The organism is Bacillus cereus group sp. MYBK245-2 (assembly GCF_051916145.1).
Lineage (GTDB): Bacteria > Bacillota > Bacilli > Bacillales > Bacillaceae_G > Bacillus_A > Bacillus_A pacificus.
This window is the reverse complement of record NZ_JBQAGB010000023.1, coordinates 23,021-48,205: the sequence shown is the minus strand read 5'-3', so window position 1 is coordinate 48,205 and position 25,185 is coordinate 23,021. Positions and strand designations below refer to the sequence as shown.

The following is a 25,185-nucleotide window of genomic DNA, read 5'->3' as shown; positions in this document are numbered from 1 at the left end:
TACACTAAGAATAGTATGAAAAAAAGAAGGTGACGAAGGTGAAATTACATAAAGCTCTTCAGCCAAGTTTTATAAAACGAATGTACTATATGAGGTTTATTGGGAAGTTTACAAAAGCAGAGAGTGAGAAGAGTGGAGAGAATTTCTTTGTACAATGCCTATCGCCAATACCATTCACATTGCAAGAGCAATTGAAAAATGAACCATATGTATTTGAAGGTTTATGTAGCAATAAAAAGAATGAAAAAGTCTTTTTGGAATTAAAGAAAAGAAAACTAGAAAAGCAATTGATTATGTTTCGTCTCTATTATGAAAGAGGACATATATACGTGGAGTTAATTTGTACAGAAGAAGCGCGAGAAATAGCAAACGGTTATAAAATGATTCCAGTACCTAAAGTTTCCGATTATAAAAAGGGAGAGTCTTTAGAAAGAAAACTTAGTAATGGTTATTTGTCATTTCTAATGCCAAAATATCCGAAAGACTTTGAGCCTCCTGAGTTATTGTGGCATGAGGGAAGGTTATATGGAAATATATCTTTAAAGTCATCGTCAATTAGTTCAATCGCATATTTTGAACAGCAGCGGGAATGTAAGTATATAGAACTTAATGACTGGATGAAGTATGTAGAAATAGCGGTAGAAGATCAATTATATTTTGTAAGCAATCATGTGTATGAGCAATTAAAAAAACGAATAACTGAAGAAGGTAAGCTTGTAGAGGTAGAGGAAATAAAAGTGCAAAAGGATGAATGGGAATGGGATGAGCGTGAATCCGTCTTTTTACAGTATGTGAAAAGTTTTGTACGTAATAAAGGGCTATATTTGGATGAAACAGATATTTATAACTTTCATATAAGTACAAAAACAAATATGTTGACGATTCTGGGTGGTATACCAGGCGCTGGAAAATCAAGTTTTGTGCAAGCTTATGCAGAAGCACTTGGATTACAATACGGGGAAGAATTGGTTTGGATCCCGATTTCACCATCATATCAAGAACCACATGATTTACTTGGTTACCTTCACCCAAATGGTACTTTTATTGAAAGTGAAACAAAATTAGTTAGGGCGTTAATGAAGGCAAAAGAAAATCAAAATCAGCTGTATATAATCGTTTTTGATGAAATGAATATGTCACATATTGAGCATTGGTTTACTCCATTTCTATCTGTTCTTCAACTTGAAAAGCAAAATCGTATTTTAAATTTATATGAAGGTGTGCAAGAAAAAGAAAATCCAATTCCGCCAACAATTGAAATTGGAGAAAATATTATATTTGTTGGTACTGTGAATTTTGATGAAACGACGAAGGAACTCTCAGATCGATTATTAGATCGGACGAATGTAATAACTTTACGAAAGATTCCGTTTTGTGAGATGTGTATGGAGCAAGAGAAAGTTGTATTACAACCACCTCTGAAAGTAACTGCAGGAGAATTTCGCATAAATTGGGTCAGGAATAAAACGATGATTGAGGTGTTTTCTGAAGAAGAGTTAGAGCTATTAGATAAGTTACATGGTGTATTGTCATCACACGATACGTCAAAGGGAATTTCTTTTCGATGTGCAAATGCAATTGCTACTTATTTGCAAAATATACCGTTCCAAAATAATCATTCTTATATGATTAGTAGAGAGGAAGGATTTGATTTACAAATAAAGCAACGTGTATTGACGAAAATAAGAGGGACTGAAATGATGGTTGGGTCTTTACTTTCAGAGGAAGTAAAAAGGGGGGCAACATTAGTACCTCTTTTGCAATCTCCACTTGCAAACAGAGTATCTACATTTGAACACTCTTTAGCATATATAAGAGAAAAGCGTAGAGAACTGGAGTTGTATGGTTATGCAAAATGATGGACGATACGAAACAGAAATCGTTGATACGAAAGAAACGCTTCCTTTTGTATTAAAGTTAATTATTGGAACGGAGTCAAAAGGAGAATATATTTTATTAAATCGTCTTTGTACCTCTGCAACAGCATTAGCTCAATGTATTTATAAAGTGCAAGAATTAAAACCAATTAGATTGCAATACCATTATGAAAATCCAATGAATATTACTTTTATATGGAATAAAGTCTATGAGGGACAGAAGAATATAAAAGAGACAAAATATGAAATAAATGACCAAAAACAAAAGGTATTAATATATGAACATGGAAAAACGGAATTCTTTTATCCATGGCGTTGTGGTTTATATCATTTTGAAGTGAATATAGAAGATCGAACGTATTATGGCGCTTTTCAAGTCGTCCCCAAAAATTTTTTTGATGATCAATTTGAAATGATTCAAAACTATGTGAAGTCGATTTTAAATGAGTTGATTTTAGATAGAGGTTATTATAAAAAGACTTTCTCTGCACTTAGCGATATTGAAGATTCTTCTTATTTAGTGTTACTTAGAAAGTTGCCGCAAAAAATGAAAAAGATAAAGCAAATTTTTAAGAAAATAGAATCGAGTTCAAAATTTATACATGAATATAAATGGGAAGAAAAGGAGCGGAAAGCAACGAGGAAAGGAGCGGTAGTGGCGGAAAGAAAACCGTATGCAAAATATTATAATCGTAAGTTTATCGAACAAAAAAATAGTATGGAAAATGCATTTCTTAAATTTAAAGCGATGCAATTTTATCTTTATTTACTTGAAGCGGAAAATTTTTTGCGTCAAACAATTGAAATATTAGAAAGAGAAAAAAAGAAGAAATCAGAAGAATTTCAAGCTGTAAAAACGATTATACAAACAATTGAGCGTAATGGATCAGTGACCGATAGAGAGAAACAAAAATATAAAAATATACATTTACTAAAAGAGGCGGATTTACGAAAAAGTTCTATGAAGATACAAGAATATAAAATTTTAGCGCATTTTGTACATGATAGTGTACAATACTTTCAAACTTTAATGTATTCTCCATTTTGGAGAGAAGTTTCTGAAACGGGTAAGATGAACTCACATAATTTACCGATACCACATCAACAATTACTACAGCATTTAGATTTACTTCCACAATATACAGATCAATCTCCATCTTTATTATTTGTTTATAAACCAACTTTTTTAGTGTATGAATATTACGCTTTCTTTATCGTTATTTCCATGTTAGAGCAAATTGGTTTTGAAGCTAGAAATTCCATTCGTGAACAAATACAAGAACATTTTTATGTAGATGGATTACAAGATGGAACGACAGTAGTTTTACATCGAGATGATATGAAAGTCCATGTCGCATTTAATGATTTAATTGAAACACATCCTCTTATTGCATTAAGTAAAGGGAGTAATTTTTATAATGGAGAAGACACGAAGAAGCCAGATATTCGATTAGACTGTTATGTAAAGGAGGAAGAGAAATACGTATATCAATCTTCTATTATTATTGAAGTGAAGTATAGCCCAATGTACAATATTTTTCAGCACGTTGGGAATACGAAAGCAACTGAGCAAATGTATAAGTACTGGTCTATAAAATTTGTAGAAGAACAGGATGGAAAGCGAATCTATCATCGAAGGGCCATTTATGAAGTCATTTGTGTATACCCAGGAAGTCATATGCATAGTAAAAAAATTGAGTCTGGATGCGGTGTTTTCTTGCAATTATACCCATATAAAACGAAACAAGGAGAAGAGAAATTAGCGGGAAAACATGGAATGGTACAAATTTTTGAGAAGTGGTTAAAAAGCATGAAGAAGTAAAAGAAATCCTTTTTTATAAAGGATTTTTTTAGATTAAGAAGAATTATATGCAGTATGGGAGACAGCTTCATATGATATGAATTTGCAAGTGATAGAAATATATTTTGAGAAGAACGGTACATGAGGGATAAAAGGCGATTATGATGGAATTTAATTTATTTTGCAGAATATAATAAGGCGTAAATGTTTTTAGTTGCATACGAAGATTTGTTCTTATATGATAGATAGTGAAAGCGTTATCAAAAACAGAGCGGCGATGGGAAAGGCGGGGAAATATGTTCCAGCGTGTTCAAACAAAGGAAGAACATTTTTGGTTCGAGCAACTGTGGGGAGATTTTTGTGAAGAAAGAAACTTAATGTTCGTAGAACGTAATTTAAATCCATCACGATTTTTATTAATAGAAGATGAACATCATATCGGTACAGTAGAATGTATTAAGTATACGGTACCAGAACAATCAAATTCTGAGTTTTTCTATCCGTTTTCTAAAAATGATTTAGTGAAAGATTTGCAAAATGTATATGAAATAGGCAAGTTAAGTATCGCGAAAACGTCTCGTGGGAGAGGACACTTCAAAAGACTAACAGCTATTTTATTTATGCATGCATTAGAAACGAAAGCAGAATGGTATATTGCAGCGGTTACAAAAAGAATGTATATGTATTTATTAACACTCGGTTTCCCAATTGAACCGATAGATAAGCCATTTCAATTTCATGATACTTTACAAGGTGTACCAGTACGAATTCATGCCCGAAAAGGGGCTACGCATTTGTATTCTTTAAAAGAATTTCGAGATGTAATTCAAGGAAATGCCCATGCACAGGCATTAATCGCAGAATACAGTAAGAATATTATGTTAACCAAATAAAACGAAATGAATATGTATAATAAAGAGAATGCGATTTTAAAATGAAATCATTCTTCATGAAAAAGACCCTTATTATTTTAATAAGGGTCTAAAAATTATAATCCAAATATACTAAAAATCATTTTACGGCGCTTCGGTTTCTTTTCACGTTCATATATTGGCTTTGTATCGGGAGTAATATAGATTGGTTCTTCTTTCTTGAGGGTAGCTTCTAGTTTTTGAATTCGCTCTAACATTTCCTCCATTTCACGGCGATGTTGTAAAAGTTGGTACGTAACAACATCATTTGCCTTATCTTGCATTTGTTCTTCCATTCGATCTAGTCTTCTCGTAATTGTGTTTAATTGAGCGGTTAATTGCTCAAAATCATGTGATGATATGTTTTGAACAATTGTATTTACTTGAGTTTTCAATTCTTCAACATCATTTGATGATGTTTTTTGAGTAGGGTGAGTGTTTTGGGACTTCTCTATTAGTGAAAGATGGTATTCTAACATTTGGTCTAAATCATCTTGTGTAAAAATAAAGTGACCATATTTATTTTTTTCTATAGTAAGATTTAATTGTTGTGCAATCCGGACAACAGCCTTTGGGCTAACACCTAATTTTTTTGCGATAAATGGTGTTTTATATTCCAAAATAATCCCTCCTATATATATCCTGTTGAATGATTTCGATCTATGAAGTAAGTTCCCTTCCAGTGTGACAAAAGAAGTGTGGAATCGGCAAAGAAAGTGTTTTTTCACGAAATGAAGTTAGGAAGAATATATCGTGAATATAAAAGTTTTTATCTTAAAATTTAGAATCATTTGACTGAGGGAAATGAATTAGATTATCATAATGATAAATATCTTTTTTATGTATGCATATAATATATAAAAAGGTGGTTGCTAATGTAGAATTTTGTTAGAGTATTAGAATGCTTACTTCACTTGAATAAAATTAAGTAGGAGGTGGCTTCCTTGCTTACAATGTAAGTAAGGAAAAGTATTTGGACATATATAGTATAAGTATAGTGATTGTTTTAATTGCCTTAACGGCATTTTTCGTTGCAGCAGAATTTGCAATTGTTAAAGTGCGAAGTTCAAGAATTGACTATTTAATTGCAGAAGGAAATAATCGCGCAACATCTGTCAAAACAGTCATTACAAACTTAGACGAATATTTATCTGCTTGTCAGCTAGGAATAACAGTTACAGCACTGGGAATTGGGTGGTTCGGTAAACCTGCGTTAAAGCAAATGTTTGACACATTTTTTGTGAATTTGAACATTTCTACTCAACTAGCAGATATTTTTGCTGTAATTTTAGTGTTTTTGTTTATTACATTTTTACATGTTGTAATAGGGGAATTGGCTCCAAAAACATTTGCGATTCAAAAAGCTGAACAGGTGAGTTTATTTGTTGCTAAACCGTTAACTTTCTTTTATCGTATGGCGTTTCCTTTTATTTGGCTATTAAATGGATCAGCCCGAATAATTATGAAGTTGCTAGGGCTGAAACCACCGAAAGGGCACGATGAAATTCATTCAGAAGAAGAATTACGGTTATTAGTTTCAGAAAGTTACAAAAACGGAGAGATTAATCAGTCTGAATATAAATATGTAAATAAAATCTTTGAATTTGATGATCGTATAGCAAAAGAGATAATGGTACCCCGAACTGAGATGCATATTATAAGTAAAGAAATGCCTGCTGAAGAAGCGTTGCAAAAAATGTCTCGGGAAAAATATACGAGATATCCAGTTGTTGATGGCGACAAAGATCACGTAATAGGCTTTGTGAATTTTAAAGATATTTTCACAGATTTTGTGCAGCATAATGCGGTTAGTAATAAGAAAGTAGAGCAATATATTAGGCCGATTATTTTAGTTATCGACTCCATCCCAATACACGACTTATTTTTAAAAATGCAAAAAGAAAGAACACATATTGCTATATTGATAGATGAATATGGTGGTACGTCTGGACTTGTTACTGTTGAAGACATTTTAGAAGAAATAGTTGGAGATATTCAAGATGAGTTTGATACAGATGAACAGCCAGAAATCCAACAAGTTAGTGAAACGAAAACAATACTAGAGGGAAAAGTACTTGTTAGTGAAGTAAATACGTTATTAGGTTTAACGATTGATGATAATGGTGTTGACACAATAGGTGGATGGATTTTAACGAAGAATATAGAAATTGCTGAAGAGGATTTCATTGAAATCGAAAATTATAAGTTTTGCGTAAAAGAATTAGATGGACACTATATAAAGAGACTAGAAGTTACAAAAACTGTAGAATCAATTGTTATTTTAGAAGATGAAAAACAAATTTCATTGCAAGAACAAATTAGTTCGTAGACTCTGCTAGATGGCAGAGTTTTTTTGAGCATAATGTTTTTTGCAGAATAAGGGCTATGTTACAATGACATAAGTCAGACCTTTCACTAGGTGAAGTATTGTTGTATACATATATTTGAAAGGGGAAGAATTATGAAAAAGCATTTATATATAAATGGAGATTGGAAGTCTGTAAATACGTATAAACCATTATATGCACCATATTCTGAAGAAACATTAGCGGAAATCGCGCAAGGAACGGAAGAAGATGTAAAAGAGGCTGTTATTGCTGCAAAGAATGCAATGAAAGAAATGAATAGATTATCTGCATATGATCGTGCGACTATTTTAGAGAAAGTCGCACAAAAAATGGATGAAAGAAGAGAAGAATTTGCAGAGATTATTGCAAAAGAGGCTGCAAAACCAATACGTGCTGCAAGGGGAGAAGTAGATCGTACCGTTCAGACATACAAATTTGCAGCTGAAGAAGCGAAGCGTATATACGGTGAGACACTGCCACTTGATGCAGCACCTGGTGCAGATGGGCGCATTGCATACACAATACGAAAACCGATTGGGGTTATAGGAGCTATTACACCATTTAATTTTCCATTAAATTTAGTGGCACATAAAGTGGGCCCTGCAATTGCTGCTGGAAATACAGTTGTGTTAAAACCAGCTGATCAAACGCCTCTATCATCTTATGCATTAGTTGAACTATTTGAAGAAGCAGGATTGCCAAAAGGGGCTTTAAATATTATTTCTGGTCCTGGTTCAACTGTAGGAGAAGCAATAGTTACAAATGATGATGTTGCTTCCATTACTTTTACGGGAAGTCCGAAAGTTGGACTTGGAATTAAGGCAAAGGCTGGGTTAAAGCGAGTTACGTTAGAACTAGGATCGAATGCTGCTGTTATTATTGATGAAGATGTTGAATTAACAGATGAATTAATTGAACGAGTAAAATGGGGAGCATTTGTTAATAATGGACAAGTTTGTATTTCGGTACAACGTGTTTTTGTACATGAAGAGAGAATGGATGAATTTTTATCTAAGTTACAGAAAGCGATGGAAACAGTTGTTGTTGGTGATCCGTTGCTTGAGGAAACGGATGTATCAGCTTTAATTTCGAAAAAAGATGTCGAGCGTATCGATAACTGGGTGCAAGAAGCAGTTAAAGAAGGAGCGAGCGTTTTGTATGGTGGTAACAAACGTGATGAAAGGATTTTTAAACCAACTGTATTAACGAATGTTCCAGAGCATGTATCTGTACAGTGCCAAGAAGTATTCGGTCCACTTATGACAGTAAATACATTTAAAGAATTTGATGAGGCCATAGAGCAAGTAAATCATTCGCGTTACGGTCTACAAGCAGGCGTATTTACAAATAATTTGTTTAAAGCAATGCGTGCAATTGATGAATTAGAAGTTGGTGGTGTCATGATAAATGATATTCCAACGTTCAGAGTAGACCATATGCCTTACGGTGGTGTGAAAGAAAGTGGTACGGGGCGTGAAGGAATTAAATATGCAATCGAAGAAATGACAGAAATGAAATTAGTGTGTATTAAAAAATAAAGTAACTAGAACTTAAACATCGCAAAAAAACGAGTAGGAACTGTTTACGATTCCATACTCGTTTTTTTGTTTATTTGACGTTTCTTAGAATGATTTCATTTAATCAAGTGTACCTTTTACTTCATTTCTTGTTTGAAAATAGCATCTTCTACATAAATTTGTTCTTTGTCGACAGCAGTGCTATGAGATAATACTAAACCGATTGGTGTTTCTATACCTTTATTTTGAACAATTGTAAAAGGAACATTTTTTTCATTCGCTAATTTAATGTATTTTGATAAATGTGGGTAAGCAATGCCACCATTTAGGAATATTTGTAATGATTGAGAAGAGCGCATGCTACTAGCTACTTCAGAATATACATTACTTTGCATTACTTGACCGATAGTTAAAGCGATTTCTACACGCTCACGTAATGTAGTTAAATACATATTACGTTCTTCTGGTTTGTTTTGCTTTTGGCCGTAAATGCCTTCTTGGAGATAATCTTCCACATTTTTATTTACCATATTTTTCACACCTTTCCTTTTCTATTGTACGAAAGAATGAAGCAGGATGCAAAAAAAGTCGCATCGAATATAAAAAATTTGAATGAAAGGAAGGAAAATGGAATGTAACAATCTAAACAATTAATAAAGTTATAAAAATTTTATCAACACATATTAACAAAATGTGACAATAATCTATTAACGAATCATGTTTTTTGTGTTAATATTCAAAATATAAAGGGTGTTCGTCGCATGGAAATGGAGGAATGGAGGAATGGAGGTTTTTCCAATCGATAAGGATATTAAAGAAGTATTTTGTTCGCACTTGAAAAACAACAGGCACCAATTCGTTGAGAACTGGAAAAACAAAATGATAATTTCCGATAAAGATCCATTTAGACTAGAAGCAGTTCAAAATGGAGAGGATTTATTAGAGTTTATTATTGAACTTACTATGGAAGAAAAAGATATAAATTATCTTCAGCCATTATGCGAGAAAATTGCTATTGAACGTGCAGGAGCAGATGCGAATATAGGTGATTTTGTTTATAATGCAAATGTGGGAAGAAATGAGCTTTTCGAAGCGATGTGTGAATTAGATGTTAGTGCACGTGAATTGAAACCAATTATGGCCCAAATACATACTTGTTTTGACAAATTAATTTATTACACTGTTTTAAAATACTCGGAAATTATATCAAGAAATTTAGAGGAAAAACAGCAATATATTAACGAAACACATAAAGAAAGGCTGACGATTTTAGGGCAAATGTCAGCTAGTTTTGTACATGAATTTCGTAATCCACTTACTTCCATTATGGGGTTTGTCAAATTATTAAAGGCAGACCATCCTAGTTTATCGTATTTAGATATTATTTCTCATGAATTAGACCAATTAAATTTTCGCATTTCGCAATTTTTACTCGTATCGAAAAAAGAAATGTGGACTGAATCTGAACGGTTTTGGCTAAATGATTTGTTTCAAGACATTATACAGTTCTTATATCCAAGTTTGGTCAATGCAAATGTTTCTATTGAAAAGAATTTGCCATATCCAATTCCGCTTACTGGTTATCGGAGTGAAGTGAGACAAGTATTTTTAAATATATTAATGAACTCAATTGACGCTCTTGAATCAATGAAAGAAGAACGAAAAATTATCATTGATGTATTTGAAGAAGATCAATCGATTCGGATTGTAATAAAAAATAACGGGCCAATGATTCCAGCTGAAAATGTAGAAACGATTTTTGAACCATTTGTAACTACTAAAAAGTTAGGAACTGGTATTGGGTTATTTGTATGTAAACAAATTGTAGAAAAGCATAATGGGTCCATCATGTGTCGTTCAGATAATGATTGGACAGAATTTCAAATTGCATTTCAAAAATAAACAGTCTACACCAAATGAATGGTGTAGACTGTTTTAATTCGTAAGTATAACGGCTTCTAATTTAGGATCTTTCGTTGAATAACCTAAAATTGAAATTGTATAAATAATGTTCGGTTCGACTTTGAAATCCGGTATAGTTAGTAAGACACTTTGATGATCTGCGAGTGAAACTTCTATATCCGCTGTACCAGGGCTAACTTCTAAAAAATCTGTTATTTGTTTAAAGAGTACATTTTCAAATAAATGATCGCCACCTTTTAAACTTACATTTACAACAGGGGTATCGGGAGAAAAGTGCGCAAAGCGTATTTTTGCCTGGCCTGCTGGTAAATGAGTATTATCAAGCATAGGTTGTAATTGTAGATGATTATCACTATTTATTGCAGCAAAAGTATAAGTGTGATTTCCCATTATTGGTACTAAAGCTGAAAAGATGGGCGTTTCATTTCCGACAGGAACAATATCTATTCGGTACTTACCTTGTACTAATGTTAAATAGGGACTAAATTGTTTAAATGAAATATTTTTAATTACCTTTTGCCCGTTTACTAAAATGTCAACGGCAGGTGTATTTGAAGCAGAGTGAAAAAATCTTATGTGCGATGGTAAAGCAGCTTCTTGTGAATCTCTTTTTTCGTATGCCTGTACAAGATTCGTAAGCGCATCATAATATTTCATATATAGTTCTGCATATTTTTTTGGATTATGAAATTGATAGTAACGAGCGAGCTGTTCGTAACGTGCAGCTTCTTGTCCATATTTTTCGATTTCAGATTGAGACATGAACATTCCTCCTTTGTCATCATTAAAACTATATGCTTAGCAAGAATGAGGTTATGCGAAAAAAATTGTTTTTTAAAAGAGAAAGGTTGAAAATTAATAATAAGTATTTTTTAAGGATAAGTTAAGGTTAGGTGAACGAGAGTTATAATTTTCTAGAGGATACAAAAATATATCATCCATATTGGCTGAGGAAGTGTATATTTCGAAATGAAAAATTTGAGAGCATAATACGTGACATGTCGAAACCATGTCCTGAAACCCTTAGGAAACTAGGGATTTTTTAAATTATGGGCAAATACACATACAAAGTAATAATTGTCCTACATAAATTATAAAGGAAAGGTAGTTTGAAATTAAGGAAAGGAATGAAACCTTGGGATGGGGATATCCCGCAAGGAATTGTGAATGGAGTTATGGACGGTGTTGTGCTTTATACTGTAGGATGAATTGTGATTTTGTAATACTATTGTTTCTATTTACGTTAGCAAGTGACGGTATTAACTAATAAAAGAGCGTCGTGCCGAACTGATTAATGTGGTTAATCGGTTCTTTTTTTATCCGATTTTAATGGGCAGTAAGACCCCCATCTCAAAATTCAGCGAAAACAAAGAAGTTAGGTGGGGGGCGGGCTGCCCATAAAAGTCCGATTGGTGAGGGCTGATTAAAGTTTCACTTTATTGTATAAATGGAGGAGAATGTATGTGAAATATTGGGTTCTATAAAAATAATTGCTATGCATTTAGTAGGATTAATTGTCGAGATTTGTTTGAAAATATGCAATATAAAGTAGGAGAACAGGAAGGAGTTTAAAGGGAGTTTCGTCGAAGTTTACACAATGTCGGCATTTGAGGGAAGCTGACATTATGTTGGAAAAATATTTAGTGAAGCGTTAATTTTATATAAGGGAGGGTTATTTGAGCGTATAGATAAGGGTTGGTCTTTAATTTAAGTTCTGAATTTTCTGTTTTTAAATTGATATTTAGCACTCATTTGTATATTTTATAATAGTTTTTTGATAAATTCACTGCTTTCGCAGAGGGTTCTTTTTTATGAAAGAAACGTCAATTTTCTTCATATATATATACAAATTGGAGAAATGGGGGAGCGCTATGCGCGATTACTTAATTAAACCACTTGTTGGTCAGCCGTATCCAATGATTTCACATGGAAAAGGTGTGTATTTGTATGATCAAAACGGAAATAAATATTTTGATGGCTCGTCAGGAGCAATTACGGCAGGTATTGGGCATGGCGTAAAGGAGATTGCGGACGTTATCAAAAAGCAAGCTGAGGAGATTGCTTTCGTTTATAGATCACAGTTTACGAGTGAACCAGCTGAAAAATTAGCTAAGAAACTAAGCGATTTAAGTGTAGGAGATTTGAACTGGAGCTTTTTTGTAAATAGTGGTACGGAAGCAAATGAAACAGCTATGAAAATTGCAATTCAACATTTTCAAGAGCGAGGTATTCAAGGGAAACATAAAATTTTGTCACGATGGATGAGTTATCACGGTATTACGATGGGCGCCTTATCAATGTCTGGGCATCCACTGCGTAGACAACGTTTCGTGTCAATTTTAGAAGATTATCCAACTATTCCAGCTCCATATTGTTTTAGATGTCCGGTGCAAAAAGTATATCCAACTTGTCAGCTTGCTTGTGCGACTGAACTAGAAAGATCAATCGAAAGAATTGGTGCAGAACATATCGCAGCTTTTATCGCTGAACCGATTATCGGAGCAGCTGGAGGCGCAGTCGTTCCGCCGAAAGAATATTATAAAGTTATTAAAGATATTTGTAGTCATTACGATATTTTATTTATTGCTGATGAAGTAATGACTGGGCTTGGTCGTACTGGCGCATGGTTTGCGATGGAGCATTGGGGTGTAGAACCGGATATTATGACCCTTGGTAAAGGTTTAGGAGCTGGATACACACCGATGGCAGCGACGGTTGTAAGTGACCGTGTAATGGAGCCAATTTTACGAGGATCGCGTTCTGTTATGAGTGGGCATACGTTAAGTGCAAATCCATTATCTGCAGCAACAGCTCTAGCTGTTATTGAATATATGGAGAAACATAATCTACCTGAAAAAACAGCTGAAAAGGGAGAGTATTTAATAAAAGGATTACAGAAAGTTCAGCAACAATCGACAATCATTGCTGATGTGCGCGGAAAAGGGTTGCTAATTGGAGTAGAATTGCAACCGTTTACAAAAGCGTCGGAACTTATTTCGGTTGCAGCTAAAAATGGTCTTCTTTTATACCAAGCTGTTTCAGGGCAAGCAGGAAAAGAAGATAGTGCACTGCTTGTAGCACCGCCAATGACAACTACATATTCCGAGTTAGATGAATTACTTTCAATTTTTGCAAAAAGTGTTGAAGAAATGATGCAAAAAGGAGGGCATAGTATCGCATGACAACTATTACGAATACATTCAGTAAATTAAAAGAGATAGAGGAAGTAATTTCTTTATTCCACGATGATATGACATTAATGTTTGGGGGATTTGGGGGGATTGGATCCCCTCCATCTTTAATACAGGCGATTTTAGAAAAAGGAGTTACAAATTTAAATTTGATTGGAAATGATACAGGATTTCCTGATGTAGGAATCGGTCGTCTCGTTACGAATGAAAGAGTAAAATCATTAATTACTTCTCATATTGGATCAAATCCAAATGCAGGAAGACAGTTAAACGAAGGAAGGTTACAAATTGAGTTTTCTCCTCAAGGAACATTAGCAGAGCGTATTCGCGCTGGTGGTGTAGGACTTGGTGGCGTATTAGTTGATGTAGGTGTTGATACGATTGTAGAAGAAGGAAAACGTACTGTTGAAATGAATGGTAAAACATATTTAGTTGAAACAGCATTAACTGCTGAGGTTGCGATTGTATACGCGAAAAAGGCGGATCCATTCGGTAACCTTGTGTTTGATAAGAGCGCTCGTAACATGAACCCTCACGTAGCTATGGCCGGGGATATAACGATTGTAGAAGCAGAAGAAATTGTTCCACTTGGAAGTTTAGATCCAGAAGAAATTGTTGTCCCAGGAGTATTTGTAAATTATATCGTACCGTCGGAAGGAGTGAATTGGAAATGGGTATGGGCGTAGAAGTGAGAGATAAGATTGCTAGACGTGCGGCGAAAGAAATACAAAATGGTATGATTGTAAATTTGGGAATTGGTATACCATCGCTTGTACCGAATCATTTGCCTGACGATATAAACGTTATGTTTCATGCAGAAAATGGAATTGTAGGTATGGGACCTACGCCAAGTAAAGGAAATGAAGACGAAAATTTATGTAACGCAGCAGGTTTGCCAACTTCTCTTATTACAGGAGCAAGTTATTTTGATAGTTGCACAGCGTTTGGGATGATTCGAAAAGGTTTACTAGATATAACGATTCTTGGTTCATTACAAGTAAGTGAGAATGGTGATTTAGCAAACTGGATTGTTCCAGGGAAACGCGTTCCAGGTATTGGAGGAGCAATGGATTTAGCTCAAAAAGCGAAGCGGGTCGTTGTTGTGATGAATCATGTCGATAAATATGGAAATGCAAAAATTGTTTCGGAGTGTACATTACCATTAACTTCAAAAAAATGTGTAGATTTAATTATTACGGATATGGCAGTAATGGAAGTGACGCAGGATGGACTTATTTTGCAAGAATTAATGAGCCCATACACAGTAGAAGATATAAAACAACATACAGAAGCAAATTTTAAAATTGGTTCTAATTTACTAGTAATTGAATGAGGGGAGATGTAATATATGGAGCAATTAAAAAAACAAGTTTGTGATTATATTGAGAGTCATGAAGAAGAAAGCGTAAAATTTTTAAAACGATTAATTCAAGAAAAGAGCGTATCTGGTGAGGAAAGTGGTGCGCAGGCAATTGTAATTGAAAAATTACGTGAGCTAGGTTTAGATCTTGATATATGGGAGCCATCATTTTCTAAAATGAAAGATCATCCTTATTTTGTATCACCGCGTACAAGTTTTTCAGATAGCCCGAACATTGTGGCAACCCTTAAAGGAAGCGGCGACGGGAAATCTATGATATTAAATGGGCATATTGATGTCGTACCAGAAGGAGATGTGAATCAGTGGGATCATCATCCTTATAGTGGTGAGAAAATAGGAAATCGTATATATGGTCGTGGAACAACAGATATGAAGGGCGGCAATGTCGCATTAATGCTTGCGATGGAAGCAATTATTGAATCTCGTATTGAATTAAAAGGAGATATTTATTTTCAAAGTGTAATAGAAGAAGAAAGCGGCGGAGCAGGAACATTAGCAACTATATTACGAGGATATAAAGCAGATGGTGTTATTATTCCGGAGCCAACAAATATGAAGTTTTTCCCGAAACAACAAGGATCCATGTGGTTTCGTCTACATGTGAAAGGGAAAGCAGCACACGGTGGGACGCGTTATGAAGGAGTAAGTGCAATTGAAAAAAGTATGTTTGTTGTAGATCATTTGAGAAAGCTGGAAGAGAAGAGAAATGACCGAATTACAGATCCATTATTTAAAGGAATCCCGATCCCAATTCCAATTAATATTGGGAAAATTGAAGGCGGTAGCTGGCCAAGTTCTGTTCCTGATTCGTTAATTTTAGAAGGAAGATGCGGTATTGCGCCGAATGAGACTATAGAGGCAGCAAAAGAAGAGTTCGAGAATTGGATCGCTGAATTAAATGATGTGAACAATTGGTTTGTTGAAAATCCTGTAGAAGTGGAATGGTTTGGAGCAAGATGGGTTCCAGGTGAACTAGAAGAAAATCATGAGTTAATTACAACGCTCGAGCATAACTTCGTTGAAATCGAAGGGAATAAACCGATTATTGAAGCATCTCCGTGGGGGACTGATGGAGGCTTATTTACACAAATCGCCGGTGTACCAACGATAGTATTTGGCCCAGGAGAAACGAAAGTAGCGCATTATCCAAACGAATATATAGAAGTTGATAAAATGATAGCTGCCGCAAAAATTATTGCATGTACATTACTAGATTGGTGTGAGGTGAAAAAATGAAATACTATGAATCTTTTAGAGAACAGACGAATGGCCATACAGTAGAAGGCGTTTTGGACTATTTTAATAAACGTATTCGAGTAGACCACTACACAGGAAATATTGAGAGAATCATCCAAACAATTGACGAATTAGCAGAGAAACATTCTTTCACTAAATGTATTGTTAAAGGAAAGGGAGAGCATGTTTCAACATGGCTCTCTTTCGGTTTTTTATTAGAAGCAACAATACCACATTATTTTCAAGGTCACGATGCATACTTCTTCGTGAAATTTAATAATGATGAAAGACGAAATAGTATTCATTGGGCTGAGGAAGATACTATTTTAAGCGGTGTAAAAGCAAAAGAAGTAAAGGAAAAAATAGTTCCGGAAAAATTCCTATTAAGAAAAGCGACAGAAGAGGACGCAGAAGAATTAGCAGCTGTCTTTGGAGAAGTATTTGAAGTGTATCCGACTCCTTTAAACGAAGCGAGTTATGTAAAACAAACGATGAAAGAAGACGATACAATTTACTATGTGTATGAATTCGAGGGGAAAATAATTAGTACAGCGTCTGCAGAAATGAATATAAAAGAAGGAAATGCAGAATTAACGAATTGTGCGACCTTACCCGAATATCGTAAACATGGGTTTATGAAAAGTTTATTAATTAAGTTAGAAGAAGAACTTCAAGAAAAATCGATTTTCTGTTCTTATACAATTGCTCGATCGCTTTCTTTCGGAATGAATGCAGCCTTTCATCAGTTAGGCTATACGTATACAGGAAGATTGGCGAACAATTGCTACATTTTTGATAAGCTAGAAGATATGAATATATGGGTAAAAGATTTGTCTAAATAGTACGTTATAAAAATAGAACGGAATCGTCATGCTTATAATCGCACATAGGTGTGCCGGAAATTCGGCATAGTATTTGCTGGATTTTCGGCAAGAGGGGGGATGACATTGCTAGCAGTTTCGACACAAGAAGTCATTGAGGCGATTTTGGGCAGTATTGATGAGGCTATACACGCAGTAGATGAAAATGGTATTACAATTTTCTATAATACTGTAGCTGCAAAACACGATGGATCAAAAATTGAAAAAGTGTTAGGTAAACATTTGTTAGAAGCGTTTCCTTCTTTATCTAGGGAAACAAGTACGTTGATGAAAGTATTAGATACAAAAAAACCAATCGTTCATCAAGTGCAGCATTATCAAAACTTAAATGGGGAAGACATTTGTACAGTAAATACGACGTTACCTATTTTCATAGATGGAAATATTGCTGGAGCTGTTGAAATTGCAAAAGATTATTCCACAGTACAAAAACTTACCGATACAATAGTCGATTTGCAGTCGAAAATAAAGCGGTCATCTAGAAAAAAAGCGGTCAAAAAGGATGTTGCATTTGAAACGATCGTGACGAATGATGCTCGGTTTAAACAGACGAAAGAATTAGCACAAAAAGTAGCCCCAACCGATGCGAATGTTTTAATATATGGGGAAACAGGAACAGGGAAAGAGTTATTTGTACAAGCGATTCATGAAGCCTCTAAGCGAAAGAACAAGCCGTTTATTGCACAAAACTGTGCAGCTTTGCCAGAGTCTCTATTAGAAAGTTTATTGTTTGGAACGACGAAAGGTAGTTATACGGGGGCAATTGAACGAGCGGGCTTATTTGAACTTGTAGATGGAGGGACATTGTTTTTAGATGAACTGAATTCAATGCCACTCGATTTACAAGCGAAAATGCTACGTGTATTAGAAGATGGTGTTATTCGTCGTATTGGTGATAATAAGACGAGAAAAGTAGATGTTCGCGTTATTACCGCAATGAATCAGCCACCAGAAATATGTTTAAAAGAGAATAAAATTCGCACTGATTTATACTATCGATTAAATGTCTTTTCATTATATATTCCGCCGCTCCGTGAAAGAACGGAGGATGTATTATTGTTAGCGTCTTATTTTTTGAAAGAATATAATAAAAGTTATAAAAAAGGTGTACTTCAAATGGATAAGGAAGCGAAAGAAAGACTACAAGCTTACCAATGGCCTGGAAATGTTCGGGAGTTAAAACATACGATTGAACATGCTGTCATTATTGCAGAAGGGAATACATTAACAGCTAATTGTTTACCGCGTACATTTCGGAAAGAGAGTTTTCCAAAGAAGAAGGGCATATTGCCTCTTAGAGAAGCACTTCATCAAACGGAAAAAGAATTAATAGATCAAGCGTTAATTGAAACAGAAGGGAATATATTACAAGCTGCAAAAATGTTAGGTATCCCTCGTCAGACGCTTCAATATAAACTGAGTAAGTACGACAAAACCGCCGAATAATTGGCGGTTTTTGTGTGTTTGCACCAATAAAAGAGCGTTTACATATATAAAAAGTAATGAATATGATAGTATGTATGGATTTCAAACAGTGCTTAAAAATATTTTTTTCGCTTATATAATAGGGTTATCCGTACATTTACTTATCAATAAAGTAAAGTTGGCATAACTATTGCTTATATAAAGGATGAGCGTATAAAAAGGGGGAATAGCAATGTTACATGATGTATACAAACCAAATCGTCACTGGAAGGATATCGAATTATGGAAAGATGTTACTGAAGAGCAATGGAATGATTGGGTTTGGCAATTAACGAATACGATCAAAACGTTAGATGACTTAAAGAAAGTGATTAACTTAACACCTGATGAAGAAGAGGGCGTTAAAATTTCAACGAAAACGATCCCGTTAAATATTACACCGTACTATGCTTGGTTAATGAATCCTGATGACCCACGCTGTCCGATTCGGATGCAATCTGTACCGATCTCGGAAGAGTTATATAAAACAAAATATGATTTAGAAGATCCGCTTCATGAAGATGAAGATTCACCAGTTCCAGGGTTAACACATCGTTATCCTGACCGCGTACTATTCTTAGTAACGAATCAATGTTCTATGTATTGTCGTTACTGTACACGCCGTCGTTTTAGTGGACAAATTGGAATGGGTGTGCCGAAGAAACAATTAGATGATGCAATTGCTTACATTCGTGAAACACCACAAGTACGAGATGTATTAATCTCTGGTGGTGATGGTCTTCTTATTAACGATAAAATTTTAGAATATGTATTAAAAAATTTACGAGAGATTCCGCACGTTGAGATTATTCGTATCGGAACGAGAGCGCCGGTAGTATTCCCTCAGCGTATTACAGAAAACTTATGTAACATTATTAAAAAATATCATCCAGTATGGTTAAATACACATTTCAATACATCTATTGAAATTACTGAAGAATCGAAAAAAGCATGTGAAATGTTAGCGAATGCTGGTGTTCCAGTCGGAAACCAAGCAGTAATTTTAGCTGGTATTAATGACAGCGTTCCAATTATGAAAAAACTAATGCATGACTTAGTAAAAATCCGTGTACGTCCATATTATATTTATCAATGTGACTTATCTGAAGGTATTGGTCATTTCCGTGCACCAGTTTCTAAAGGTCTTGAAATTATTGAAGGTTTACGCGGACATACGTCTGGTTATGCAGTACCAACATTCGTTGTTGATGCACCAGGAGGGGGCGGTAAAATTGCGCTTCAACCAAACTATTTAATCTCGCAAAGTGCAGATAAAGTTGTACTTCGTAACTTTGAAGGTGTTATCACAACGTATCCAGAGCCAGAAAGCTACATTCCAGGAAGAGCAGAAGGGTACTTTAAAGAAATTTATCCAAACTACGAAGAAAAACGTTCAGATGTTGGTATCGCAGGCCTTATGAGTGATAAGAAATTCAACCTTGTTCCAGACGACTTACAGCGTATGAACCGTCGTAAAGACTATGAAGAGAATGAAACGCATGCAACATTAAAAGATAAACGTGATAAGCGGGACCAATTGAAAGATAAAAAATATCAAGCACAAATGGCTAAATTAGAAGAAAACGACAAAAAAACCGAGGGTGATGCAGTATGAATTGTATGTGGTGTGACAGTACAGAAGCAAAAGAAAGCTTAAATACTGTATATTGGGAATTGCCAGATGGTACGAAAGCCATTGAAATCCAAGAGACACCATGCATTTCTTGTTCCTCATGTGGTATGGACTATCAATCAGATCAAACAGTGAAAGAAATAGAAGATCAATTGTTTTTAATTTATACGAAAGATTTACCAAAACAACTAACATATGAAGAATTAATGGGAAGACCCCGTCTATTAAAAAGAAATTATTTTGACTTTTAACCAGCTTTTATGCTGGTTTTTTTCTTTTTTGCCTTGTATAATGTACCCAAGTTAGAAAGGTAGGGAATATTTTTGAAAAAGACATTTTACCACTATATGATGAAGCATCGTGCAGCTTTATTTAGTAATGAAATATCGAATTTAGCAGAGGCAATGTACGATGATTTAAGTTTTCCGAAGCAATCTGAAGATTACGATGAAATTAGTTCATACTTAGAGCTAAGTGGAATGCTAGCAAGTATGTCTATATTTGATGAAGCGTGGGAGTTATACATACAAGATAGATAAAAACTATATGAACTTTTTTGACGTGAAGCTAGTCTATTTGCTAGCTTTTTTTACGTTGTAAATAAATTTTCATATGGTGATATTTTTTATTGAAAAAATTTATGAATATACGCTTCTGTGATAAGCGTTTTTATGTAGGTTGCATATACTGTTATCAAAATCACGACGTCAAAAAAAGGAGAGATATAGATGGCAAGGAAAAAGCAACCTAAATATAACGTAGGGGACATAGTCGTGATTACGCTATATGGAACCGTTGGTAAAATCACAAATATGAAGGTTTTAGATGGAGTTTACGTATACGAAGTCAATAATCATGATGGATTTTACGTAGAGCAAACATTGCAGCATGTTACTGAGCAAGATATGAAAAAAGGTGAAACTGAGTGGATTGAATTAAACTATAATTTCACATTTGGTGATCTCGTGCAAGTAACAGGATACGATAAAGATGTGTTTCGAATTGTTGGTTTTCGTACAGAAGTATGGAGATATAAAAATGACGCATGGGAAGATACAATATATGAACTATCACGAATTACGGATGGTGAATGGTTAGAAGCGGATGAGTCAGATTTAACGTTACTTGCTAATGCTCAAACGGCAAATGCAATTTTGAAGAAAATGAAACAAGATAAAGCAGGTATGAATAAATTAGATTTAGGAAAATTAAAGTCAATTAACAACTCAAAAAAAGTGAGTGTTAAGACAAATCGTCAAGAAATCATTGATGGATTACTTGATATTTATAACGATTACCAATTGTTATTTGATACATTTAAAGATGAAGAATACAAAATTGTTATGGATGTTGTTCATAATTATTTAGTTAAATTGACAGAGAAAAAATAGTTAACTAGAAAGAGAGAATGAATTGAACAACAACATATGCAGTATAAGGTATGCCTACAACTATTAAAAAAATAAAAAGCCATTTAATAAGAGAGTCTGCCCATTGATCTTCATGCATGAACTCTTCTTTTGTTTGCCCTACTTCTTGCGTTACCTCGTATTGATATTCCATAATTATTTCCCCCTTTTGATAGCTTGTACTACCATCGTATGCATCTCGTCCAAAGGATATGACCTATAAAAAAAGAAAAACTATTTTTCTAATCTCATATACATAATTTTGAGATTTTTTCATAAAACAGAAATAAAGGAGTGATGCTCATGAAGGAAATTGAAGTCGTAATTGATACGGAAGAGATTGCGGAGTTTTTTTATGAGCAACTAATTGAAAGAGGATACGTCCCAAAACGAGAAGAAATTGAAGATCTTGCAGATATTACATTCGAGTACTTATTAGAGAAATGTATGATTGATGAAGTTTTTGATGAAGAGGATGAGTGAAAGTAACGACGGGCCTAACTCGTCGTTTTTTACTCTTTACAAACTTGTCACAAATGTAGCCAGCAATAGTTGGTATAATTAAAAGAAAATTTTACTCAAGAGGTGAAGGGATGTTCAAAAAAATTATTGATTCTTTATTAGGAAAGAAAAAATATCGTTCGTATTCTAGTAGTGATTATCGCCATAGAGGTCGCTCTTATTCAAGTAGCGATTATAAACGACGTTCATCTGGTTATGGGCATCATCATTATAAAAGAAAACGTAAAAGCCGTAGCTTCTTTTCAAGTAGCTAATGAAATGGCGTCGTATACTAGCTTTATTAGATAGACCACTACGAAAAAACACAATTGTCGCAGAACGTTATAAAATTGAATCAGTAATTGGAATGGGCAGTTATGGGGTTACATATGTCGTTAATGATTTACAAATAAATAGATATAAAGTCTTAAAACAATTAAGACAAAGTAAACAAAGATATGAGTCCGGTAGAAAATCATTTGAGCATGAGAAAATGATTTTACAAACATTAAACCATCATGCAATTCCTAGTTTATATGATCATTTCGTATGGGAGAAAAAAAGCTTTTTTGTGATGGAATATATGCCTGGTAAAAATTTCGAGGATTATATTTTCTCGGATGGGCATGTATATACAGAACGTGAAGTTTTTAAAATTTTATATGAAATATTAGAAATTGTATCAGTTTTTCATAGTAAAGGTATTATTCACCGAGATTTACGCATTCCAAACATATTAATGAAAGAAAACGAAATTAGTATTATTGATTTTGGATTGGCGAAATTGAAAGGCGAGGGGGATGAACGAGCTACAACTTATGAGGGTGAACAAGCTTTGATGCGAGAAGTTCACTTTCGTAGCGATTTTTATGCGCTTGGTCATTTCTCATTATTTTTATTATATGCAGGCTATGAATCTAATGAAAAACATGAAAAGCCATGGTATGACGAATTAACTTTGGAAAATTACAACCGTGAAATGTTGATGCGTATGTTACAAATAAAAACGCCGTACTATGAGAATGTACAAGATTTAAAAAAAGATGTAGCTTTTGCTTTAGAAAGGATGGAGAATCCATGTTTCAAAAGTTTTTAGCAAGCGTTGGTATTAGGTTTTAAAGCGCGTCATATAGAATGTGAAGAATTACCGTATCGATTACGTAAGCAAGTTCCATTTGCACAAGAATTTGAGTTTGTTCCTGTTTCCGGAGAGTATTATGGAAAATTAGATGAACTAGAATTATTAATTTTACCAAGTGCTTACGATCGCCTAGAGATTATTATGGAAGTAGACAGAAAATCTCGCGGATTAGCAGGTTTATTTGCAGAAGCACTTGATCTTGATGAGAAAGTGAGTCGCTTTACAGTAGCGAATGAAGATATTCCAACGATGAAAGAAACAATTAACAATTATATTTTTTAATAAACTATGCATAAAAAAGAAATGGAGAGGAAAACTAAAACAACCGCTCCATTTTTTTGCATAGTGAGGTTATGTATGTGAAACGATATCGACATTTATACTTGTTAAGTTTTACGCTACTCATTTGTTTTGTCGTATTATCACTTTCGTATCATACCGCTTGTATTGAGAAATTTGACAATATAGTCGCACATTTTATTCAAAGTTTTCGAAACGATTATTTGACAGCCTACTTTACTTGGGTGTCTTTTATCGGTTCCAAAAGAATATATTTTCCGTTACTCATTATTCTTGTAATGTATTTTCTCGTTAGAAAAAAGTTGCTTAGTGCTTTACTTCTAACAATTAATTATTATGGATCTCGTTATTTAAACAGTATGCTTAAACTATGGTACGAGCGAGCAAGACCTGATGTAACACAGCTTGTTACTGCAACTGGATATAGTTTTCCGAGCGGTCATACGATGAATGCTACTGCTTTTTTAGGATTTATTGCATACGTCACGATTACAGAAGAACGTATTACGTTGCATAAAAAATTGTTGATTATTTTTATAGCGAGCTTTGTTGTATTATCTATTTCAGTTAGCCGAATATATCTTGGCGTTCACTATCCATCTGACATATTAGCAGGATGGGCAGCTGGCGGTAGCTGGCTCGTTTTATGTGTTATATTTCATAAAACGTTCATTAAAAAAGAACCTATGTCATAATAGGTTCTTTTTCCATTGGTTCAACATGAATGTGCGCATGATAAATGCCAAATTTTTTCCGAAGCATTGCCTCGATGTTGTCAGTAATACAGTGACTTTCTCCAACATCCATACGAGCATCTACCTCGATTGTAATATCAACGTACGTTTGATTCCCGTACATACGAGCGCGAATATCTACGATGTTTTCCACGCCACCAATATGTTCAATCGCATCAGCGTACTCTTCCATCTTATCTGGATCGATTCCATCCGTTAACATATGAGAAGCTTCTACGAAAATCTCCCATGCAGTTTTACAAATAATAAGACCGACAATTAAAGCAGCAATAGGATCTAAAATAGGCATTTGGAACTGCGAACCGACAATACCTACTACTGTACCAATACTTACGAGGGCATCTGATAAATTATCCTTTGCAGCTGCTTCTAATGATTTACTTCTTGTTCGTGCTGCAATCTTTTTCGTATACAAATACACACAGTACATAACGACAGCAGAAAATAAAGCTACCCATGCAGCAAGTACATTAGGTGCAGCTTGTTTCGGATTTAAAAAAGATTGAATGGCACTAATAACAACTTCTAATCCGACCGTTGCCATAATAAAAGAAGCAACAAGTGATGCAATTTGTTCTGCACGCGAATGCCCATAAGGATGATCTGGATCACGAGGTTTCCGAGAGATTTTTAGACCAATTAATATAGCTAAAGAAGCACCGATATCCGTTAAGTTATTTAAACCGTCAGCACGTAATGCGCTAGAGAGGGTAATATAACTGATGATGATTTTCATAGAGGATAAAAATATGTAGGCCATAATGCTGACAATCGCACCTTTATCAGCTTCTTTATGAGAAAGAGTATCCATTTTAATCACTCACCTTTCTACAAGGAATTTCTTTCTATAAATAGAGTATCAAACGAAAGTCGTGTGGGTCTATACAAACATTGTTGACGTTTTTTAGCTTTTTAA

At 34.4% G+C, this 25,185-nt stretch carries 25 protein-coding genes and 1 pseudogene; 21 read left to right on the top strand and 5 right to left on the bottom strand.

The genetic code is table 11. The features are described 5' to 3' along the window. The first annotated feature begins 38 nt into the window (after positions 1-38). The 3 genes from ACTFRN_RS25860 to ACTFRN_RS25850 all read left to right on the top strand — a co-directional run bounded on the left by ACTFRN_RS25860 (position 39) and on the right by ACTFRN_RS25850 (position 4,571). Complete coding sequence (locus tag ACTFRN_RS25860; protein ID WP_049112171.1) at positions 39-1,859, top strand: AAA family ATPase; 1,821 nt, start codon at positions 39-41, stop codon at positions 1,857-1,859. Further along, on the top strand, positions 1,849-3,699 hold the full coding sequence (locus tag ACTFRN_RS25855) for a hypothetical protein (protein WP_014893777.1): 1,851 nt from the start codon (positions 1,849-1,851) through the stop codon (positions 3,697-3,699). Before ACTFRN_RS25860 ends, ACTFRN_RS25855 begins: the two co-directional genes overlap by 11 nt. Before the next feature lie 275 nt (positions 3,700-3,974). After that, the gene (locus ACTFRN_RS25850) at positions 3,975-4,571 is read left to right on the top strand and encodes a hypothetical protein (RefSeq protein ID WP_000487803.1); all 597 of its coding nucleotides are present in this window, start codon (positions 3,975-3,977) and stop codon (positions 4,569-4,571) included. 95 nt (positions 4,572-4,666) lie between these two features. Here ACTFRN_RS25850 and racA read toward each other — a convergent pair whose 3' ends face one another. Beyond that, complete coding sequence (gene racA / locus ACTFRN_RS25845) at positions 4,667-5,209, bottom strand: chromosome-anchoring protein RacA (protein ID WP_000456004.1); 543 nt, start codon at positions 5,207-5,209, stop codon at positions 4,667-4,669. A gap of 353 nt (positions 5,210-5,562) precedes the next feature. Between racA and ACTFRN_RS25840 the strand changes: the two genes are divergently transcribed. Continuing rightward, entirely contained in the window at positions 5,563-6,918 is a 1,356-nt protein-coding gene (locus ACTFRN_RS25840) for a hemolysin family protein (RefSeq protein ID WP_014893776.1), read from the top strand. A gap of 132 nt (positions 6,919-7,050) precedes the next feature. Continuing rightward, entirely contained in the window at positions 7,051-8,475 is a 1,425-nt protein-coding gene (locus tag ACTFRN_RS25835) for an aldehyde dehydrogenase family protein (protein ID WP_000716444.1), read from the top strand. Positions 8,476-8,591: 116 nt separating this feature from the next. Here ACTFRN_RS25835 and ACTFRN_RS25830 read toward each other — a convergent pair whose 3' ends face one another. Then, positions 8,592-8,984 (bottom strand): YueI family protein, encoded by a 393-nt coding sequence (locus tag ACTFRN_RS25830; RefSeq protein ID WP_000247570.1) that lies wholly within the window; start codon positions 8,982-8,984, stop codon positions 8,592-8,594. Positions 8,985-9,237: 253 nt separating this feature from the next. Between ACTFRN_RS25830 and ACTFRN_RS25825 the strand changes: the two genes are divergently transcribed. Beyond that, entirely contained in the window at positions 9,238-10,356 is a 1,119-nt protein-coding gene (locus tag ACTFRN_RS25825; RefSeq protein WP_000451748.1) for a BA2291 family sporulation histidine kinase, read from the top strand. A gap of 33 nt (positions 10,357-10,389) precedes the next feature. Here ACTFRN_RS25825 and ACTFRN_RS25820 read toward each other — a convergent pair whose 3' ends face one another. After that, positions 10,390-11,139 (bottom strand): DUF4397 domain-containing protein, encoded by a 750-nt coding sequence (locus ACTFRN_RS25820; RefSeq protein ID WP_000083249.1) that lies wholly within the window; start codon positions 11,137-11,139, stop codon positions 10,390-10,392. Between the two features lie 1,109 nt (positions 11,140-12,248). Between ACTFRN_RS25820 and ACTFRN_RS25815 the strand changes: the two genes are divergently transcribed. From ACTFRN_RS25815 to ACTFRN_RS25770, 10 genes are all read left to right on the top strand, one after another. Next, positions 12,249-13,559, top strand: coding sequence for an aspartate aminotransferase family protein (locus tag ACTFRN_RS25815; RefSeq protein WP_001205894.1), 1,311 nt, complete (start codon positions 12,249-12,251; stop codon positions 13,557-13,559). Beyond that, positions 13,556-14,254 (top strand): acetate CoA-transferase subunit alpha, encoded by a 699-nt coding sequence (gene atoD / locus ACTFRN_RS25810; protein WP_000208119.1) that lies wholly within the window; start codon positions 13,556-13,558, stop codon positions 14,252-14,254. Before ACTFRN_RS25815 ends, atoD begins: the two co-directional genes overlap by 4 nt. Then, positions 14,239-14,901 carry a CoA transferase subunit B gene (locus tag ACTFRN_RS25805; RefSeq protein ID WP_000525281.1) on the top strand — a complete coding sequence of 221 codons (663 nt, stop codon included), beginning with the start codon at positions 14,239-14,241 and terminating at the stop codon, positions 14,899-14,901. Before atoD ends, ACTFRN_RS25805 begins: the two co-directional genes overlap by 16 nt. Before the next feature lie 15 nt (positions 14,902-14,916). Next, positions 14,917-16,185 carry a peptidase gene (locus tag ACTFRN_RS25800; RefSeq protein ID WP_000436704.1) on the top strand — a complete coding sequence of 423 codons (1,269 nt, stop codon included), beginning with the start codon at positions 14,917-14,919 and terminating at the stop codon, positions 16,183-16,185. Beyond that, a complete protein-coding gene (gene ablB, locus ACTFRN_RS25795) occupies positions 16,182-17,027 on the top strand; it encodes a putative beta-lysine N-acetyltransferase (protein WP_000878610.1) in 846 nt (281 codons plus the stop codon). The genes ACTFRN_RS25800 and ablB overlap by 4 nt, the downstream gene beginning before the upstream one ends. A gap of 99 nt (positions 17,028-17,126) precedes the next feature. Beyond that, the gene (gene rocR / locus ACTFRN_RS25790; RefSeq protein ID WP_011040293.1) at positions 17,127-18,512 is read left to right on the top strand and encodes an arginine utilization transcriptional regulator RocR; all 1,386 of its coding nucleotides are present in this window, start codon (positions 17,127-17,129) and stop codon (positions 18,510-18,512) included. A gap of 211 nt (positions 18,513-18,723) precedes the next feature. Then, the gene (ablA, locus tag ACTFRN_RS25785) at positions 18,724-20,145 is read left to right on the top strand and encodes a lysine 2,3-aminomutase (RefSeq protein WP_000902137.1); all 1,422 of its coding nucleotides are present in this window, start codon (positions 18,724-18,726) and stop codon (positions 20,143-20,145) included. After that, entirely contained in the window at positions 20,142-20,414 is a 273-nt protein-coding gene (locus ACTFRN_RS25780) for a YokU family protein (protein ID WP_000995764.1), read from the top strand. Before ablA ends, ACTFRN_RS25780 begins: the two co-directional genes overlap by 4 nt. A 72-nt stretch (positions 20,415-20,486) precedes the next feature. Continuing rightward, a complete protein-coding gene (locus tag ACTFRN_RS25775; protein WP_000750723.1) occupies positions 20,487-20,702 on the top strand; it encodes a YozE family protein in 216 nt (71 codons plus the stop codon). A gap of 189 nt (positions 20,703-20,891) precedes the next feature. Then, on the top strand, positions 20,892-21,554 hold the full coding sequence (locus ACTFRN_RS25770; RefSeq protein WP_000101501.1) for a hypothetical protein: 663 nt from the start codon (positions 20,892-20,894) through the stop codon (positions 21,552-21,554). Between the two features lie 4 nt (positions 21,555-21,558). Here ACTFRN_RS25770 and ACTFRN_RS25765 read toward each other — a convergent pair whose 3' ends face one another. Then, the gene (locus ACTFRN_RS25765) at positions 21,559-21,726 is read right to left on the bottom strand and encodes a DUF3930 family protein (RefSeq protein ID WP_011040294.1); all 168 of its coding nucleotides are present in this window, start codon (positions 21,724-21,726) and stop codon (positions 21,559-21,561) included. A gap of 149 nt (positions 21,727-21,875) precedes the next feature. Between ACTFRN_RS25765 and ACTFRN_RS25760 the strand changes: the two genes are divergently transcribed. The 5 genes and pseudogenes from ACTFRN_RS25760 (at position 21,876) to ACTFRN_RS25740 (ending at position 24,209) form a co-directional block, all read left to right on the top strand. Continuing rightward, entirely contained in the window at positions 21,876-22,055 is a 180-nt protein-coding gene (locus ACTFRN_RS25760; RefSeq protein WP_000658451.1) for a YozD family protein, read from the top strand. 110 nt (positions 22,056-22,165) lie between these two features. Further along, positions 22,166-22,348: a hypothetical protein gene (locus ACTFRN_RS25755; RefSeq protein WP_000473370.1), complete on the top strand. Its 183-nt coding sequence runs from the start codon at positions 22,166-22,168 to the stop codon at positions 22,346-22,348. Beyond that, a complete protein-coding gene (locus tag ACTFRN_RS25750; RefSeq protein ID WP_049111072.1) occupies positions 22,348-23,169 on the top strand; it encodes a serine/threonine protein kinase in 822 nt (273 codons plus the stop codon). Before ACTFRN_RS25755 ends, ACTFRN_RS25750 begins: the two co-directional genes overlap by 1 nt. Before the next feature lie 12 nt (positions 23,170-23,181). Further along, positions 23,182-23,496 (top strand): annotated as a pseudogene (locus ACTFRN_RS25745) (sporulation protein); the annotation flags it as partial. A 77-nt stretch (positions 23,497-23,573) separates the two neighbouring features. After that, positions 23,574-24,209, top strand: coding sequence for a phosphatase PAP2 family protein (locus ACTFRN_RS25740; protein WP_000833365.1), 636 nt, complete (start codon positions 23,574-23,576; stop codon positions 24,207-24,209). Here the strand turns inward: ACTFRN_RS25740 and ACTFRN_RS25735 are convergent. Then, positions 24,199-25,080, bottom strand: a complete 882-nt coding sequence (locus ACTFRN_RS25735; RefSeq protein WP_000380386.1) for a cation diffusion facilitator family transporter — start codon at positions 25,078-25,080, stop codon at positions 24,199-24,201. The genes ACTFRN_RS25740 and ACTFRN_RS25735 overlap by 11 nt on opposite strands. Positions 25,081-25,185 lie beyond the last annotated feature (105 nt).